The following is a 16,556-nucleotide window of genomic DNA, read 5'->3' on the forward strand; positions in this document are numbered from 1 at the left end:
ACCAGGTCGGCCGCCGTGGCCGCCCGGTCCAGCAGCGCCCCCACGTGCTCCCGGGTCCCGCGCAGCGGCTCCAGGGTGGGCACGCGCTGGAGCGAGTCGTAGCCCGGCAGGTCGAAGATCACGGAGTCCCACGAGGCGGCGGCCACCGAGTCGGCGTACTTGGCCAGGCAGCGGCCGCGGAAGTAGGCGCGGGTGTCGTGCGGCGGCTCGGTGATCGAGCGCTCCACCGCGGCGTCGTCGAGCAGCCGCTTCATCCGGCCGCGCGCCACCAGCCGGTTGTACAGGCCCTTCTCCGGGCGGACGTCGGAGTACTGGAGGTCGACCAGCTGGAGCCGGTGGTGGCCCCAGTCCAGGCCATCGCGGGAGCGGTAGCCCTCCAGGAGCTTGAGCTTGGCCACCCAGTCGAGCTCCTCGGCCAGCTGCATGGGGTCGTCGGCGAGCCGGTCGAGCGTGGACTCCCACCGGTCGAGGACGTCGGCGGTGTCGGGGTCGACGTCGGTGCCGAACCGGTCCTGGACGTACTTGCGCGCCTGCTCCAGGTACTCGCGCTGGAGCTGGAGGGCGGTCATGCGCCGGCCGTCGCGCAGCCGCGCGGTGTGGGACAGGCCGGGGTCGTGGGAGAACGCCCGCAGGTCGGCGACGGGCGTCTCCAGGGAGAGGTCGACGCTGATGAAGCCGTCCTCGATCATCGAGAGCACCAGGGCGGTGGTGCCGAGCTTGAGGTAGGTGGAGATCTCGCTCATGTTGGCGTCGCCGAGGATGACGTGCAGCCGCCGGTACTTGTCGGGGTCGGCGTGCGGCTCGTCGCGGGTGTTGATGATGGGCCGCTTGAGCGTGGTCTCCAGGCCCACCTCGACCTCGAAGAAGTCGGCGCGCTGGCTGATCTGGAACCCGGTGTCGCGGCCGTCGGCGCCGATGCCCACCCGGCCGGCCCCGCATACGACCTGGCGCGAGACGAAGAACGGGATCAGGTGCCGCACGATGTCGCCGAAGGGGGTCGAGCGGCGCATTAGGTAGTTCTCGTGGCAGCCGTAGGAGGCGCCCTTGTTGTCGGTGTTGTTCTTGTAGAGCTGGATGGGCTCCACACCGGGGATGGCGGAGGCCCGCGCCGCGGCGTCGGCCATGACGTGCTCGCCGGCCTTGTCCCACAGCACGGCGTCGAGCGGGTTGGTGACCTCAGGGGCGGAGTACTCGGGGTGGGCGTGGTCGACGTAGAGCCGGGCGCCGTTGGTCAGGATGACGTTGGCCAGCCCGAGGTCCTCGTCGGTGAGCTGGGTGGGGTCGGCGACCTCTCGGGCGAGGTCGAAGCCGCGGGCATCGCGCAGGGGGTTCTCTTCCTCGAAATCCCATCTGGCCTTGCGGGCCCGCGCGGCCGAGGCCGCCAAGTAGGAGTTGACCACCTGTGTGGAGGTCACCATCGCGTTGGCACCGGGGTTGCCGGGAACGGAGATTCCGTACTCGGTCTCGACGCCCATAATCCGCCGCACACTCATGGTGAGAGGTTATCCGTCACCACGCCGTCTTGAACGCACGGTCGCCAATTGTGGCCCAACAGCCACCGCCGGTGCGGCGTGTCGCACCCGATACGGCGCGCCGCCCGCGCTGGTCACGGGCGGGCCGGAGGGCCGTCGGCCACGGAGCCCGGCCGCCTGGTAAGAACGGCTGATATGACGAAAGTTCTGACGATCGGGCTGGACCCGAAGCAGATCGACTACAGCATGCACCCGGGTCTCGACGAGGCGACGCTGACCGCGCGGGTCGAGCAGGGGAACGCGGCGCTGCGCGCAGCGGGCATCGACGCCGAGCCGTGCCTGGTCACGGCCGACCCCGACGCCGCCGAGACGGCCCTTCGCGAACGGCTCGCCCACGGCCCCTTCGGGGTCGCGATGATCGGGGCCGGCATCCGGATGGCCCCCGAGCACACCCTCCTCTTCGAACGCCTGGTCAACGCCCTGACCGAGGCGGCTCCCGGGATCCGGCTGTGCTTCAACACCTCCCCGGAGACGACGATCGACGCCATCCGCCGATGGGCGCCCGCCGCGTCCTGACCCGCTCACACCGCGCCAACACGGAGACGGAAACGACCGCAACGAACGAGGGCCCGCCGGATACTCGGCGGGCCCCCTTCGCACTGCGCTGCTACAGGTACTGCCCGGTGTTGGCCACGGTGTCGATGGAGCGGCCGGAGTCGGCGCCCTTCTTGCCCGACACCAGGGTCCGGATGTAGACGATGCGCTCGCCCTTCTTGCCGGAGATGCGCGCCCAGTCGTCGGGGTTGGTGGTGTTGGGCAGGTCCTCGTTCTCGCTGAACTCGTCGAGGCAGGCCTGCATGAGGTGGGACACCCGGATGCCGCGGGACTTGTGGTCGATGAAGTCCTTGATGGCCATCTTCTTGGCGCGGTCCACGATGTTCTGGATCATCGCCCCGGAGTTGAAGTCCTTGAAGTACAGGACCTCCTTGTCGCCGTTGGCGTAGGTGACCTCCAGGAAGCGGTTCTCCTCGGTCTCGGCGTACATCCGCTCCACGACCCGCTGGATCATGGCGTCGACGGTCGCCCGCGCCGAGCCGCCGTGCTCGGCGAGGTCGTCGTCGTGCAGGGGGAGGTCGGCGGTGATGTACTTGGAGAAGATGTCGCGCGCCGCCTCGGCGTCGGGGCGCTCGATCTTGATCTTGACGTCCAGCCGGCCGGGGCGCAGGATCGCCGGGTCGATCATGTCCTCGCGGTTGGACGCGCCGATGACGATGACGTTCTCCAGGCCCTCGACACCGTCGATCTCGCTGAGCAGCTGGGGGACGATGGTGTTCTCGACGTCGCTGGAGACCCCGGACCCGCGGGTGCGGAAGATGGAGTCCATCTCGTCGAAGAAGACGATGACCGGGGTGCCTTCGTCGGCCTTCTCCCGTGCGCGCTGGAAGACCAGGCGGATGTGCCGCTCGGTCTCGCCGACGTACTTGTTGAGGAGTTCGGGGCCCTTGATGTTGAGGAAGAAGCTCTTGCCGACATCGTGGCCGGTCTTCTCGGCGACCTGCTTGGCCAGCGAGTTGGCGACCGCCTTGGCGATGAGGGTCTTGCCGCATCCGGGGGGACCGTAGAGGAGGATGCCCTTGGGCGGGCGCAGCCGGTGCTCGTAGAAGAGGTCCTTGTGCAGGTAGGGGAGCTCCACCGCATCGCGGATCAGCTCGATCTGCCCGCTGAGGCCGCCGATGTCGGTGTAGGCGATGTCGGGGACCTCTTCGAGGATCAGCTCCTCGACCTCGGACTTGGGGATGCGCTCGTAGACGTAGCCCGACCGCGCCTCCAGCAGCAGGGAGTCGCCCGCGCGCACGGGCTGGTCGCGCAGCGGCTCGGCGATGCGCACGATCTTCTCTTCGTCGTGGTTGGAGATCACCAGCGCGCGGTCGCCGCCCTCAAGGAACTCCTTGAGCATGACGACCTCGCCGACGGTCTCGAACGACTGCGCCTCGACGACGTTGAACGCCTCGTTGAGCATGACCTCCTGGCCGGGGCGCAGCGACTCGATGTCGACCGAGGGGCTGACGTTGACGCGCATCTTGCGCCCGTTGGTGAAGATCTCGACGGTCTCGTCGTCGCGCGCCTCCAGGAAGACACCGAATCCGGAGGGCGGCTGCGCGAGGCGGTCGACCTCCTCCTTGAGCGCCACGATCTGGTCGCGCGCTTCCTTCAGGGTCGCCACGATGCGCTCGTTCTGCCCGTTGGCCGCGGCCAGGTTGGCCTGCGCCTCGCGGAGCCGGTCTTCGAGCAGCCGCACATGGCGGGGGGAATCGGCGAGCTTGCGCCGGACTACGCTGAGTTCCTTTTCCAGATACGAGACTTGAGCGGTCAGCTCGGCAACCTCACGGTCGCGCTCGGTCTGACCCTCGTCGTCGCGATCGGCCACGTCCGCCACCTCCCTATAAGAGGACGACTACTCGGGAGCCTACCTACCCATGGACTATTCCTAACCTCCCGAGCACGGCCAGTGTCGAAGGACTCACTTTTCGATCTTGTCTATCCGCCCGCCATCCTGGTAGAAGACGGCTCCGCGTAATGAGAAAGTAACGATTTCTCACGCGCGTGTCGCGTCCTCCGGGCCGGTCTCGGAGGACGGTGCGCCGCCCTCGCGGGCCGCCGCCTCCTGGGTCTTCTTCCAGTCCTCGCCGTAGGCGCCCTTGGACGGGCGGCGGCGGCGCTCGGGGGCGTCGGCGCCGTCGGCGAGGCGGCGCGCGGTGACCAGGAACCCGGTGTGGCCGATCATGCGGTGGTCGGGGCGCACCGCCAGGCCTTCGACGTGCCAGTTGCGGACCATCGTCTCCCAGGCGCGCGGCTCGTAGAAGGAGCCGTGCTCGCGCAGTCCCTCGACGACCCGCGAGACCTGGGTGGTGGTCGCGACGTAGGTGCAGATCAGCCCGCCGGGCACCAGCGCCTTGGCGACGGCGTCGATGCACTCCCAGGGGGCGAGCATGTCGAGGATGACGCGGTCGGCGCCGGAGTCGGCGTCGTCGATGCTCTCCACGAGGTCGCCGACGGTCAGCCGCCAGGCCGGGTGCTCGCGCCCGAAGAAGCGCTCGACGTTGGCCCGGGCGATCTCGGCGAAGTCGGGGCGGCGCTCATAGGAGGAGACGCGCCCTTCCTCCCCCACCGCGCGCAGCAGCCAGCACGTCAGCGCGCCCGATCCGACGCCGGCCTCGATGACGCGCGCACCGGGGAAGATGTCGGCCTCGGCGACGATCTGCCCGGCGTCCTTGGGGTAGACGATCGTGGCCCCGCGCTTCATCGACAGCGTGTAGTCGGCCAGCAGCGGGCGCAGAGCGACGTAGGCGGTGCCCGAGGTCGCGCGCACCACGCTGCCCTCGGGTCGCCCGATGAGCTCGTCGTGGTCGAGCCGCCCGCGGTGGGTGTGGAACGCCGTGCCGGCGCGCAGGGTGATGGTGTGCATCCGGCCCTTGGGGTCGGTCAGCTGCACGATGTCGCCGTCGTCGAAGGGTCCGCGGCGGCCGTGGATGCCGGTCACTGGTGCTCGTCTCTCGGTTCTGGTTCTTGGGGTCGGGGCAGTCGCCCAGGGTATCCGTCCCGGTCGGTGGCGGCGTAATCGCGCCGGAGCGGCGAGCCGACGAGCGAGCGGAGTCGGCGCCGCCCCCGGCCGAAGGCCCGAACCTCGGGGCCGGCGGAGCCGAGCGAGAAGGCGAGCGCGACCCGAAAAGCAGGGAGAATCTGAGGTGGGGGCGGCGCGGACCGCACCTCTGGGCTTGCGAGAAGGGCGGATGGACGATGGCGGACGAGGCGCCAAAGGTCGGGCTGGGGATCGACATCGGCGGGAGCGGGATCAAGGGGGCACCGGTCGACCTCACGACCGGGGAGTTCATCGTCGACCGGCTGAAGATCGCGACGCCGCAACCCTCCACCCCCGAGGCGGTGGCGAAGGTGGTCGCGGAGATCGCCTCGGCGTTCCCCGAGCACGTCGGACCGGCCACCCCGCTGGGCGTCACCTTCCCCGCGGTCATCCGGCACGGGGTGGCGCGCAGCGCCGCCAACGTCGACCCGTCCTGGATCGGCACCGATGTCGAGACGCTGCTGGCCGAGGAGACCGGGCGGCGGGTCTACGTGGTCAACGACGCCGACGCCGCGGCCGTGGCCGAGGACCGCTACGGGGCCGCCAAGGACGCGTCGGGCGTGGTGCTGCTGACGACGCTGGGCACGGGGATCGGCACCGCGCTGCTGGTGGACGGCCGGCTGGTGCCCAACACCGAGTTCGGCCACCTGGAGATCGACGGCCACGACGCCGAGACCCGGGCCGCCTCCAGTGCAAAGGAGCGCGAGGACCTGTCGTATGAGAAATGGGCGCGCGAGCGATTGCAGCGCTACTACTCCGTGGTGGAGATGCTCCTGTCGCCCGACCTGATCGTGGTGGGCGGCGGGGTCAGCCGCAAGGCCGACAAGTTCCTGCCGCTGCTCGAGCTGACCGCCCCGATCGTGGCGGCGCAGCTGCGCAACACCGCCGGGATCGTGGGGGCCGCCGCGCTGGCGGCCGACCGGTTCGGCGGCTGAGGCTCCCGGCCCCGGCCGGGGGACGGGCGGTCAGGCGGTGGGCCGGGCGCCCGGGGACGGCAGTCCCCGGGGACGGCTCACCGGCCCCGCCGCGGGCCGAGCACCCGCACGATGCGCCGGGCGGCGTCGGCGGTCTCGCCCGCCGGGGTGAGCGGCGCTGCGTGCGGCGCCGTGGTCGTGGGGTCGTTGCTCCAGCGCAGCCACCACCACAGGCGCCCGCGGTGCGGGCGCAGGACCGCGCGCTGGATGCGGCGCGCGGGGCCGTAGGCGATCGCGTCGACGGCACCGATGGCGCCGTCCATGCGCGCCTCCAGGCCGCAGGAGCGCAGTTCAGAGGTGAGATCGGTGAGAGCGCTCAACCAGGCCGCGTCGATCGCGGAACTGTCAAGGCGGCGGCCGGATCCGGCCATGCTGGGAGTGCCGGACGGTGGGGTCTCGACGGTCATCGGTACTCCTGACTCATGCGGAGAATTCGCAGGACCACGGGGACTTTGGTCCCTTGACTGTGCATCTCGGACGGGCTGCACGGGACCGCTCATGCGCATTACGCATAGCATCATTTCTTTCACACATAGCCACTAAATCCAGGTGGTAACCCTAACCTAGGCTCATGCCCGAACGTGACGGCGCTCTGCCGCCGGAGTTTTGGTCGCGGCCCGCCATCGCGGGCGCATTGGCCACATGCGACATAGCGGCGATCGTCGAGGGGATCAGGATCGCCCGCGGATGGTCACAGGGGGAGCTCGCGCTCACGGTGGGGTACTCGCAGAGCTGGGTCTCGCGGGTGGTCAACCGGCAGCAGTCGCTCACCGTCGAGCAGGTACGCGACCTCACGGGCCGGCTCGGCATCCCGGTCCACCTCCTCCGGTTCGCGGGCCCCGCGGTTCCGGGGAAGGGGGCGGATCCCACGCGACGCAGGGAATTCGGAAAGGTCATGGCCGCAGCGGCGCTGCCGCTGCCCGCGGCACCACCGGGGGGCGACCTGGACGACACCACGGCGCCGGCCCTGCGCGCCATCACCGGCGGGCAGCGCCGGCTCGACGCGTCGTCGCCGGCGCGCGACCTCGCCCAAGGGGCGGTGGCCCATGTGGACCTTACAGCGCGCACCCTGGAGCGGGCGAGGCACACGCCGCTGGCCGCCGACATCGCTGGCGCGGCCGCCGAGGCGGCCGGCTTCGCCGCCTGGCTCCACGCCGACATGGGCGACAACGGGTCGGCGCGCGCCCACTACGGCACCGCCGTCCGGCGGGCGCGCGAAGCCGGCCACCGCCTGCTCAACGTCTACATGCTCGGCAGCCTGGCCTCCTTCGAGACCGACGCCGACGACCCCGCGCTGGGCCTGGCGCTGGCGCGCGAAGCCACGCGGCGGCTGGGCCCGGCCCCCCACCCCACGGCCGCGGCCTGGCTGGCCTGCGTGCGGGCCCTGGCCCATGCGGGCATGGGCGGCTCGGCCGCGGCGGCGGAGGAGCTGCGCTTCGCCGAGCAGCAGGTGAACCGGCCCGGCAACACCGCGCCGCCGTGGCCGTGGGTGTTCCCCTTCGACCACACCAAGGTCGCCGGGTGCCGTGCCGTGGTGGCGGTGCGGCTGCACCGCCCGGGCGAGGCGCGCGCCGCATTCGCCGTGGCGCTGGCCGGTGCCCGGCCCGGCGCCAAGCAGGGGGCGATGCTCATGGCGGAGCTGGCCACGGCCCACGCCGACTCCGGCGACATCGACGAGGCGTTCCTGCTGGCCGCCGAGGCGCTGCGCGCCGGGCGGCGGTTCGGCTCCGAGCGCGTGGTCGCCCGGGTGCGCCGGTTCCGCCGCGCCTACCAGGGGCCCGGCGCGCGGTGTATGACCGAACTGGACGAGGAACTCGCCGCCGGGGCGGTGGTGTAGCCGCCCGCACGGCGCCCGCGTCCCGGCCCCTCGCACGGGCGGAGCCCGGTCCCCGCTCCGCCGCCCCGCCCTCTTCGACCCGTCCCTCCGACGAAGGAGCACCGCCATGCCGCGCATCGCGGTCACCGGACACCGTCAGCTCCCCGCCGATGTGGAACGTGCCGTCGACACGGCCGTCCGCGCCCGCCTCGCCGCCGTGGCCGGCCCGCTCACAGGTCTGTCGTGCCTGGCCGACGGCGCCGACACCCTCTTCGCCCGGGCCGTCCTGGACGCCGGAGGGGACCTGGAGGTGGTCGTGCCCGCCGCCGGGTACCGCGATGCCCTGCCCGCCGGGCACCACGACGCCTACGACGCGCTGATGGCCGCGGCCGCCCGGATACACCGGCTGGCCCACCGCGCGTCCTCCCCCGCCGCGCACATGGACGCCGGGCGCCACCTGGTGGACCACTGCGACGAAGTGGTGGCGGTGTGGGACGGCCGGCCGGCGCGCGGCTACGGCGGCACCGCCGACATCGTGGGCTACGCGCGCTCCCGGCGGCGGCCCGTCACCGTGGTCTGGCCGGCGGGCGCCGCGCGCTGAGCGCGGGCGGCGCCGCGGCCGGGGTCAGACCCCGGCGAAGGCGGCGTTGACGTCGGCGGTGCGCAGCACCCCGAACACCGACCCGTCGGTGTCGACCACCAGGTACTCCGCCACGGGGTGGCGGCGCAGCGCGTCGAGCAGGTCCTCGCCGTCGAGGTCGGCCGAGACCACGGCCCCCGCGGTGATCGCGCGGGCCACGCTGGTGACCGGCACCCAGGGGCGCCGGTGCTCCGGGACGGCCCGGGCCGCGGGGTCGCTGACGATGGACACCGGGGTGCCCGCGGAATCGGCGATGACGACCGCCCGCGCGCCGGCCTCGCCCATGCGCCGGTCGGCCTCGGCCACAGAGGTGTCGCCCGGCACCGCGACAGCGGGGTGGGCCAGGGAGCGGGCGCGTAGCCGGGGGATGCGCTCGCGGATGCGCGCGGCGCGCAGCGCCGATCCCGCGCCCATCCACATGAACGAGCCGAGCAGCACGCCCCACAACACCGCGAACAGGCTCGGGGTCACCCCCAGCGACCAGGCGTAGGCCAGCGGCAGCAGCACCACCGCGGCGGCCAGCAGCCGGCCGCCCCACGCCGCCACGACCGTCCCCGCGCCGGGGCGGCGTGTCAGCTTCCACACCGCGGCGCGCACCAGCCGGCCGCCGTCGAGCGGCAGCCCGGGCAGCAGGTTGAACACGCCGACCACGAGGTTGGCCACCCACAGCTGCCAGATGAGCACCCCGGCGATGGTGAGCGGGTTGACGAACAGGTAGCCGATGAAGCCCAGCCCGGCCAGCACCAGGGACAGCAACGGGCCGGAGAACGCGATCCAGAACTCGCGGCCGGGTGTGGGCGCCTCGCGCTCGATCTCGGAGACCCCGCCGAGCATGTACAGGGTGATGCGGCGGACCGGGAGCCCGTACATGCGGGCGACCACCGAGTGGGCCAGTTCGTGGATCAGCACCGAGGCGTAGAGCAGGACCGCGAAGGCGAACGCGACCAGGTAGGAGACCGCGCCCAGGTGCAGGGTGCGCTCGACCACCGGCTCGTAGAGCACGGTGATGATCACCGCGATGATCAGCCACGAGGGGGTGACGTAGATGGGGATGCCGAACGGGCGCCCCATGAGCAGCCCGGGCTTGCGCCCTCCGGCGTTGGCGTCGCGCTCACGGGCGGGCTGCTGCGGGGGCGTACTGCCGTCGTCGGTCACGCTCCAAGGCTATGTCGTCGCGAAGGCGCCCGCCGCCCAGGCGTGCCGTCATAGTGTGGGCCCATGTCCTCCCCGCGCCCTGCTCCCCTGGTCCCGTCGCTGTCGCCCTCGCGGGCCTCCGACTTCCTCCAGTGCCCGCTGCTGTTCCGCTTCCGGGTGATCGACCGGCTGCCCGAGAAGCCCAGCGCCGCCGCGCTGCGCGGCACGCTCGTGCACGCCGTCCTGGAGCGCCTCTATGAGCTGCCGGCCGAGACCCGCACGCCGCGCACCGCGCTGTCGCTGCTGGAACCGCAGTGGGACCGGCTGCGCGAGCGCAGGCCCGAGACCGCCGAGCTGTTCGCCGACGAGAAGGCCCTGACCGCCTGGCTGGAGGAGGCGCGCACCCTGCTGGCGCGCTACTTCGAGCTGGAGCAGCCGCAGCGGCTGGAGCCGCGCGAGCGCGAGATGCGCCTGGAGGTGACGCTGGAATCGGGCCTGCTGCTGCGCGGCTACGTCGACCGGCTCGACGTCGCCCCCACCGGGCAGATCCGCGTCGTCGACTACAAGACCGGCAAGTCCCCCCACCCCCGCTACGAGGACAAGGCGAAGTTCCAGATCTTCTTCTACGCGGTGATGCTCTGGCGGGAGCTGGGCGAGGTGCCGACCCGCTTGCAGCTGCTCTACCTGGGCGACGGCTCGGTGCGCTGGTACGAGCCCACCGAGGCCGAGTTGAAGGCCGCCGAATCGGAGATCCTGGGGATCTGGCGCGACATCGAGGCCACCGCGCGCTCGGGCCACTGGCCGGCCAAGCGCAGCAAGCTGTGCGGCTGGTGCGAGCACCAGGCGGTCTGCCCCGAGTTCGGCGGCACCCCGCCGCCCCTGCCCCAGCGCTGACGACGGCGGGCTCCTCCTGACGGATGAGGCGAGATCCCCCCGGGGAAGGTCGGGCCCGGGACCGGGGACGATCTAGCGTTGTGGCGTGACCACCTCACCAGCGCAGCGCGCGGGCGGCCCGGCCGCGCGCGGCGGCGCAGAGGCTCCCGCGCCGCCCGTGCCCCGGCGGTTCGCCGCCGTCCCGTGGGCGTGGCTGACCGACGCCCTGATCGTGGTGGTACTGGCTGCGTACAACGCCGCTTTGGCGTCGGTGGTGGCCACGGAGGCGGGCACGGTGTTCGTCGACGCCGCGGCCGGCCAGGCCGCCGGGCTGCTGGTGGCGCTGGTGCTGGCGGCGCGCCGGTACCTGCCGTTCACCACGCTGGCGGTACTGATGGCGGCCGGCTTCGCCTTCGAGCACCTGCACGTGTTCGTGTGGGGGGTGGTCTCGGTCGGCATCGCGGTGGCCGCCTATTCGGTGGGGCGCCACCTCACCCTGGCCAGGTCGGCGGTGGGGCTGGGCGCGGCGGTGGCCCTGGACGTGGCCGCCACCCTGTTCGCCCCGGCCCCGGTCCTCGAACCCGCCGTGTTCCCCTGGATCGACCTCGTCCTGGTCCTGGGCTGGATGGCGGGGGCCTGGTGGGTCGGTCGGCTGGTGCGGATGCGCGCATTCCACATCGCCGAGCTGCGGGCCCGCGCGGAGCGGCTCGAACTGGCGCGCGACGCCTATGCCCGCGCCGCGCTGGTCGAGGAGCGCGCGCGCATCGCACGCGAACTGCACGACGTCGTCGCCCACCACGTGAGCGTGATGACGGTCCAGGCCACGGCGGGGCGCCGGGTGATCGACCGCTCGCCCGAGCGCGCCCGCCAGACGCTCGCCGAGATCGAGCAGACCGGCCGCCAGGCGCTGGCCGAGATGCGGCGGATCATCGGCGTGCTGCGCGTGCCCGAGGCGGCCGGAGCCGACCGCGGGCCGCAGCCGGGGGTGGCCGGGCTGGCCGACCTGGTGCACCAGATGGGCGAGGCCGGGGTGCGGGTGGAGCTGGAGGTGTCGGGCGAGCCGGCCGCCCTGCCCCCGGGGCTCGACCTCACCCTGTACCGGGTCGCCCAGGAATCGCTCACCAACGTCCTCAAGCACGCCGGTGAGGGGGCGCACGCGACGGTCGTGCTGGCCTTCGGCGCCCGCGACGTCGAGCTGTCCGTAGAGGACCGCGGTCCCGGCGACGGCGCCGCCGCGGGCGCCGCGGCCCCCTCCGACGAACCGGGCCACGGCCTGCTGGGGATGCGCGAACGCGTCGCCCTGTTCGGCGGCGAGCTGCACGCCGGCGCACGCGAGGGCGGCGGGTTCCGGGTCCGCGTGCGGCTCCCGCTGGAGGCCGGTACCGGCCGGTGACCCGGTCGGCGGCGCGGCCGGCCCCGGTGATCGGGAAGAATCGGGGACATGCCCATCAGTGTCCTGCTCGTCGACGACCAGCCCCTCCTGCGGACCGGGTTCCGGCTGATCCTGGAATCGGAGCCTGAGGTGTCGGTCGTCGGCGAGGCCGCCGACGGCCGCGAGGCCGTCTCCGCCGCCAAGCGGCTACTGCCCGATGTGGTGCTCATGGACATCCGCATGCCCGGCAAGGACGGCATCGACGCCACCCGCGAGATCCTCGCGTGGGCGGCCGGCACCGACCGGCAGGTGCGGGTGCTCGTGCTCACGACGTTCGACATCGACGAGTACGTGGTCGAGGCGCTGCGCGCCGGGGCCAGCGGCTTCCTGCTCAAGGACGTGCCGCCCGACGAGCTGCTGGCGGCGATCCGGGTGGTGGCCGAGGGCAACGCGATCGTCGCTCCGACGGTGACCCGGCGGCTGCTGGACCGCTTCTCCCACCAGCTCCCCTCCACCCGCGCCCGGCCCGCAGACCGGCTGGAGCAACTGACCGAGCGCGAGCGGGAGGTCCTGCGGCTGCTCGCGCGAGGGCTGTCCAACGCCGAGATCGCGCGCCGCCTGGTGGTCAGCGAGACCACGGTCAAGACCCACGTCGGCAACGTCCTGACCAAGCTGGGCCTGCGCGACCGGGTGCAGGCCGTGGTGCACGCCTACGAGGCCGGGATCGTCCGGCCGGGCGAGGGCGACGACTGACCCGGCGCGCGCCCGGGGCCGCTCCGGCGCCGCGGGCCTATTAGGGTCCGGCCAGAACCGACATCAGCGACGCGTCCGACCGGCGCGCCCGCGGGTCGCGACCCGCGCCCCGCAGGCGGGCGCGCCGCCGCCCCCGCGGGGACGCCGCAGGCGGGAAGACCCCTGACGCCGCCGCGGTCCCCGGCCGTTCGCGCGCCGCGCGAGGGCACTCGGCCGGACGTCCGCAACCGGGTCCGGAGGGCCGCATTCGGCACGCGATCGCCGCTGAACCGTGTGCTGCCCGCTTACCGACCGTAACCTTGATCAAAGGCTGTACCTGCGACGATGGTCGGTGACGGACCTCACCCGGGAGCATGTGGGGGTGCCGCCAACCGCTGGAGGATTCCCGGCGTCCCATCCGGGGCTCCGCCACCGGGCGCGACCGTGCCCCGACTCCGTGCTCCTTGTCCGAGGAGGTATCGAAAGCCGCCGATGGCCGAGAATCCGCACCAGCAGACGCCGTTGAACGAGAACAACCTGCTGAGCCGCCTCCGTGACTGGCGGGCGGCCCGTGAGTCGGAGCTGCACGCCGACGGCCTCGACGACGACCCGGTGGAGATGCCCGATCCCCGCGCGCTCGACCTGGTGCTGCGCGTGGGCGAGCTGCTGCTCGCCAGCGGCGAGGCCACCGAGGTCGTCAGCGAGGCGATGCTGAGCCTGTCCGTGGCCTTCGAACTGCCGCGCTCGGAGGTGTCGGTGACCTTCACCGCCATCACCCTGTCGACCCACCCCGGCGGGGAACACCCGCCCATCACCGGCGAGCGGGTGGTGCGGCGGCGCACCCTCGACTACTTCCGCGTCAACCAGCTGCACACCCTGGTGCAGGACGCCGCGCTGGGCATGCTGGAACTGGAGGGCGCGATCGCGCGGCTGCGCGCCATCAAGCAGGCGCGCCCGCCCTACCCCAATTGGGTGATCGTGACGGGGTTCGGGCTCATCGCCTCCAGCGCCAGCCTCATGGTCGGCGGGCAGTTACTCGTCGCCGCGGCGGCGTTCTTAGCCACCGTCCTGGGCGACCGGGCATCGGCGCTGCTCGCGCGGCGCGGGGTCGCGGAGTTCTACCAGATGGCGGCGGCCTCGATCACCGCCTCCACCATCGGGGTGGCGCTGCTGTGGACCAGCGCGCAGCTGGACCTGGGGCTGCACGCGGGCGCGATCATCACCGGCAACATCATGGCGCTACTGCCGGGGCGCCCGCTGGTGTCCAGCCTCCAGGACGGGGTCAGCGGCAGTTTCGTCTCGGCGTCGGCGCGGCTGCTGGAGACCTTCTTCACCCTGGGCGCGATCGTGTCGGGCGTCGGTGCCGTGGCGTACACGGCGGTGCGGCTGGGCGTCAACATGGAGCTGGAGAACCTGCCGTCGGCGGGGACGTCCGTGGACGTCCCGGTGCTGGTGGGCGCGGCGGGGATCGCCATGGCGTTCGCGGTGTCGCTGACGGTGCCGCCGCGCATGCTGCCCTCGATCGGCGTCCTGGGGGTGGTGATCTGGCTGATCTACGCGGGCGTGCGCATCGCCCTGGACACCCCGCCGATCATGGGCACCGTGGTGGGGGCGGTGGTCATCGGCATGGCGGGGCACTGGCTGGCCATGCGCAGCCGGCGGCCGGTCCTGCCCTACGTGATCCCCTCGATCGCCCCGCTCCTGCCGGGCAGCACCCTGTACCGGGGCCTGCTGGAGATCACCCTCGGGCATCCGGTGGAAGGCCTGCTCAGCATCGCCGAAGCGGTGGCGATCGGGCTCGCGCTGGGCGCCGGGGTCAACCTGGGCGGCGAGCTCGTGCGAGCGTTCCAGCGCGGCGGGCTCGCCGGCTCCGGCCGCCGGAGCAGACCGGCTGCACGAAGAAGCCGCGGCGCCTACTGAGGGGCTGCGGCGCATCTGCCACTGAGCCCGGCCACCGGTTCCCCCGGCCGGGCATCCGGGTCCGGCGGCCCGGCCACCCGTTCCTCCGGCCGAGAGGACGGTGCTCACCCGACGACGATGACGCCGATGGCGTGCGGGCCGTGCACGCCGGGGACCCGGACACCGTCGACGGCGGTCGTGGCGGTGGTCCCGGTGAGCCAGGTTCCGGGCCGGGCGGGGTCAAGCGCCGCCAGGGCGTCGGCCATCGCGGGCACGATCTGCCCGGCCTCGACCACGCACAGGTGGAAGCCGGGCAGCAGCGACAGCACGCGCCGGCCCTGCCCGATGCCGCCGTCGAAGACCAGGGTCCCGGAATCGGCGACGGCCACGGCGCACCGGGTCACCGCCGCGCCGGCGCTCTCGATGGTGCGGGTGGACAGCGGCGCGCGGGGCGGGTCGTCGCGCATGGCCCACACGCCGTCGAGGTCGGCCAGCCAGGGAGCTGGCAGGCCGCGCGGCACGACGACACGCCGGACCGCGCGGCCCCACAGGGCTGAGGCGATGACGCGCGGCAGGTCCTCGACCCCGGTGACGTGCTGCACACCGATCCCGTGCCCGGCGAGGCGCTCGGTGAAGAGCAGAACCGTGTCATCACCGGAGAGCTCCGGCCCGGCGCCCGGGTACGGCGGCGTGGGACCCGTGGGCGGCGGCACGGCGGCCCGCTTCGCCGGCCCCGCCGGCGCAACAACGGCCGCCCGCCGCACCCGCGCCAGGACCTCCGCGCGGGCCGGATCATCGTCAGCGGCCATCGAAGCCCCCTTCCCCGGGCCCGCTGTCGCCGGGCCGGGGTCGGTGCCGCCACCAGTCGCGGAACGCGCGGGCCGGGGGGACGCGAGCGTCGCGGGCGTCGGTCCACCTGCCCAGGAGGCCCGGCAGGCGGCGGATGCGTCCGCCGCGTGCCAGCAGGCGGGCCCAGCGGGCGATGGCGCCGCGGGCGCGGGCGTAGCGGCGTTCGTCGGAGAGCACCCATTCCGCGCTCTGCGCCGCGAGCGCCTCGGGGACCGGAACGGGGTTGGCGCGGCGCTCGTCGACGACGCGGGCGCGCAGCTCCAGCAGCACCTCGGGGATGTCCACGCCCACCGGGCACTCCGCGGCGCAGGCCCCGCACAGGGTGGAGGCGAACGGCAGCGACGCCTCGCGCGCCGAACGGGTCCCGCGCAGCTGCGGGGTCAGGGCGGCGCCGATGGGGCCGGCGTGCACCGCCCCGTAGGGCCGCGCGCCCACCCGTTCGAAGACCGGGCACACGTCCAGGCAGGCCGTGCACTGGATACAGCGCAGGGCCTGGCGCCCCACGGGGTCGGCCAGCGTCTCCGAGCGCCCGGCGTCGACCAGCACGACGTGCACGTCCTGGGGGCCGTCGCCCTCGGCCGCCCCGGTCCACGTCGACAGCACGGGCGCCATCGCGGCGCCGGTCGCCGACCGCGCCCACACGCGCGCCAGCACCGCGAGGTCGGCCCAGGACGGGACGACCTTGTCGATGCCGGCGACCGTGATGAGGGTCCGCGGCAGGACGGCGCCCATCCGGACGTTTCCCTCGCTCTCCATGGCGACGACGCTGCCGGTCTCGGCGACGAGCGCGTTGGCCCCGGTGAGCGCGGCGCCCGCTTCCAGCAGGGTTTCGCGCAGGTAGCCGCGGACCGCGGCGACCAGCGCCTCGGGCTCGGCGGGCAGGCCGGCGGGCGCGCCCGGCAGGCCGCGGGCCACGGTATCGCGTGCCCGTGCCCGGTCGTGGCGGCGCACGGCGCGCGCCTCGGCTTCGGGCGGGTCGCCGGCGAGGGAGGCGATGAGGTCGGCCACCGCGGTCTCGTGGACGGCGGCTCCGGAGCGTTCCAGGGCCGCCTCGATACGCAGCTCGCCCACGGTGGCCGAGGCGGATCGGGCGACGTCGCGCGCGCCGGAGGCCGCCACCAGCCGCGTCACGACCCGGCCCGCCTCGTCGGCGTC

General features: G+C 73.3%; 15 protein-coding genes. 8 read left to right on the forward strand and 7 right to left on the reverse strand.

Annotated features, from left to right (window positions below; all coding sequences use genetic code 11):
• Window positions 1–1,493, reverse strand: a 1,493-nt coding sequence (gene dop / locus ACFOVU_RS10565) for a depupylase/deamidase Dop (RefSeq protein WP_378532326.1), incomplete at its 3' end; no start/stop codon positions are given.
• 174 nt (window positions 1,494–1,667) lie between these two features.
• On the opposite strand from dop, the gene ACFOVU_RS10570 reads away from it, so the two are divergent.
• On the forward strand, window positions 1,668–2,048 hold the full coding sequence (locus ACFOVU_RS10570; RefSeq protein ID WP_378532328.1) for a hypothetical protein: 381 nt from the start codon (window positions 1,668–1,670) through the stop codon (window positions 2,046–2,048).
• Between the two features lie 91 nt (window positions 2,049–2,139).
• Here ACFOVU_RS10570 and arc read toward each other — a convergent pair whose 3' ends face one another.
• Window positions 2,140–3,909, reverse strand: a complete 1,770-nt coding sequence (gene arc, locus ACFOVU_RS10575) for a proteasome ATPase (RefSeq protein ID WP_378532330.1) — start codon at window positions 3,907–3,909, stop codon at window positions 2,140–2,142.
• Window positions 3,910–4,068: 159 nt separating this feature from the next.
• Entirely contained in the window at window positions 4,069–5,013 is a 945-nt protein-coding gene (locus tag ACFOVU_RS10580) for a tRNA (adenine-N1)-methyltransferase (protein ID WP_378532332.1), read from the reverse strand.
• Between the two features lie 257 nt (window positions 5,014–5,270).
• On the opposite strand from ACFOVU_RS10580, the gene ppgK reads away from it, so the two are divergent.
• A complete protein-coding gene (gene ppgK, locus ACFOVU_RS10585) occupies window positions 5,271–6,047 on the forward strand; it encodes a polyphosphate--glucose phosphotransferase (protein ID WP_378532334.1) in 777 nt (258 codons plus the stop codon).
• 77 nt (window positions 6,048–6,124) lie between these two features.
• Here ppgK and ACFOVU_RS10590 read toward each other — a convergent pair whose 3' ends face one another.
• Window positions 6,125–6,493 (reverse strand): hypothetical protein, encoded by a 369-nt coding sequence (locus ACFOVU_RS10590; protein WP_378532336.1) that lies wholly within the window; start codon window positions 6,491–6,493, stop codon window positions 6,125–6,127.
• Between the two features lie 164 nt (window positions 6,494–6,657).
• On the opposite strand from ACFOVU_RS10590, the gene ACFOVU_RS10595 reads away from it, so the two are divergent.
• Window positions 6,658–7,923 (forward strand): helix-turn-helix domain-containing protein, encoded by a 1,266-nt coding sequence (locus ACFOVU_RS10595; protein WP_378532338.1) that lies wholly within the window; start codon window positions 6,658–6,660, stop codon window positions 7,921–7,923.
• A gap of 106 nt (window positions 7,924–8,029) precedes the next feature.
• Entirely contained in the window at window positions 8,030–8,503 is a 474-nt protein-coding gene (locus ACFOVU_RS10600; protein ID WP_378532340.1) for a hypothetical protein, read from the forward strand.
• Window positions 8,504–8,527: 24 nt separating this feature from the next.
• Here the strand turns inward: ACFOVU_RS10600 and ACFOVU_RS10605 are convergent, their stop codons facing one another.
• The gene (locus ACFOVU_RS10605; protein ID WP_378532342.1) at window positions 8,528–9,697 is read right to left on the reverse strand and encodes a site-2 protease family protein; all 1,170 of its coding nucleotides are present in this window, start codon (window positions 9,695–9,697) and stop codon (window positions 8,528–8,530) included.
• Between the two features lie 63 nt (window positions 9,698–9,760).
• On the opposite strand from ACFOVU_RS10605, the gene ACFOVU_RS10610 reads away from it, so the two are divergent.
• The 4 genes from ACFOVU_RS10610 to ACFOVU_RS10625 all read left to right on the forward strand — a co-directional run bounded on the left by ACFOVU_RS10610 (window position 9,761) and on the right by ACFOVU_RS10625 (window position 14,573).
• Window positions 9,761–10,570 carry a RecB family exonuclease gene (locus tag ACFOVU_RS10610; RefSeq protein WP_378532344.1) on the forward strand — a complete coding sequence of 270 codons (810 nt, stop codon included), beginning with the start codon at window positions 9,761–9,763 and terminating at the stop codon, window positions 10,568–10,570.
• Between the two features lie 85 nt (window positions 10,571–10,655).
• Entirely contained in the window at window positions 10,656–11,942 is a 1,287-nt protein-coding gene (locus tag ACFOVU_RS10615; RefSeq protein WP_378532346.1) for a sensor histidine kinase, read from the forward strand.
• A 48-nt stretch (window positions 11,943–11,990) separates the two neighbouring features.
• The gene (locus ACFOVU_RS10620) at window positions 11,991–12,674 is read left to right on the forward strand and encodes a response regulator (protein WP_378532348.1); all 684 of its coding nucleotides are present in this window, start codon (window positions 11,991–11,993) and stop codon (window positions 12,672–12,674) included.
• Window positions 12,675–13,145: 471 nt separating this feature from the next.
• Entirely contained in the window at window positions 13,146–14,573 is a 1,428-nt protein-coding gene (locus tag ACFOVU_RS10625; RefSeq protein ID WP_378532350.1) for a threonine/serine exporter family protein, read from the forward strand.
• A gap of 104 nt (window positions 14,574–14,677) precedes the next feature.
• On the opposite strand, the gene ACFOVU_RS10630 is transcribed toward ACFOVU_RS10625, so the two are convergent.
• Window positions 14,678–15,361, reverse strand: a complete 684-nt coding sequence (locus ACFOVU_RS10630) for an LUD domain-containing protein (RefSeq protein WP_378532352.1) — start codon at window positions 15,359–15,361, stop codon at window positions 14,678–14,680.
• Window positions 15,351–16,556: LUD domain-containing protein (locus tag ACFOVU_RS10635; protein ID WP_378532354.1), on the reverse strand; the 1,206-nt coding region annotated here is incomplete at its 5' end. The genes ACFOVU_RS10630 and ACFOVU_RS10635, both read right to left, overlap by 11 nt.

The organism is Nocardiopsis sediminis (assembly GCF_042650565.1).
Lineage (GTDB): Bacteria > Actinomycetota > Actinomycetes > Streptosporangiales > Streptosporangiaceae > Nocardiopsis_B > Nocardiopsis_B sediminis.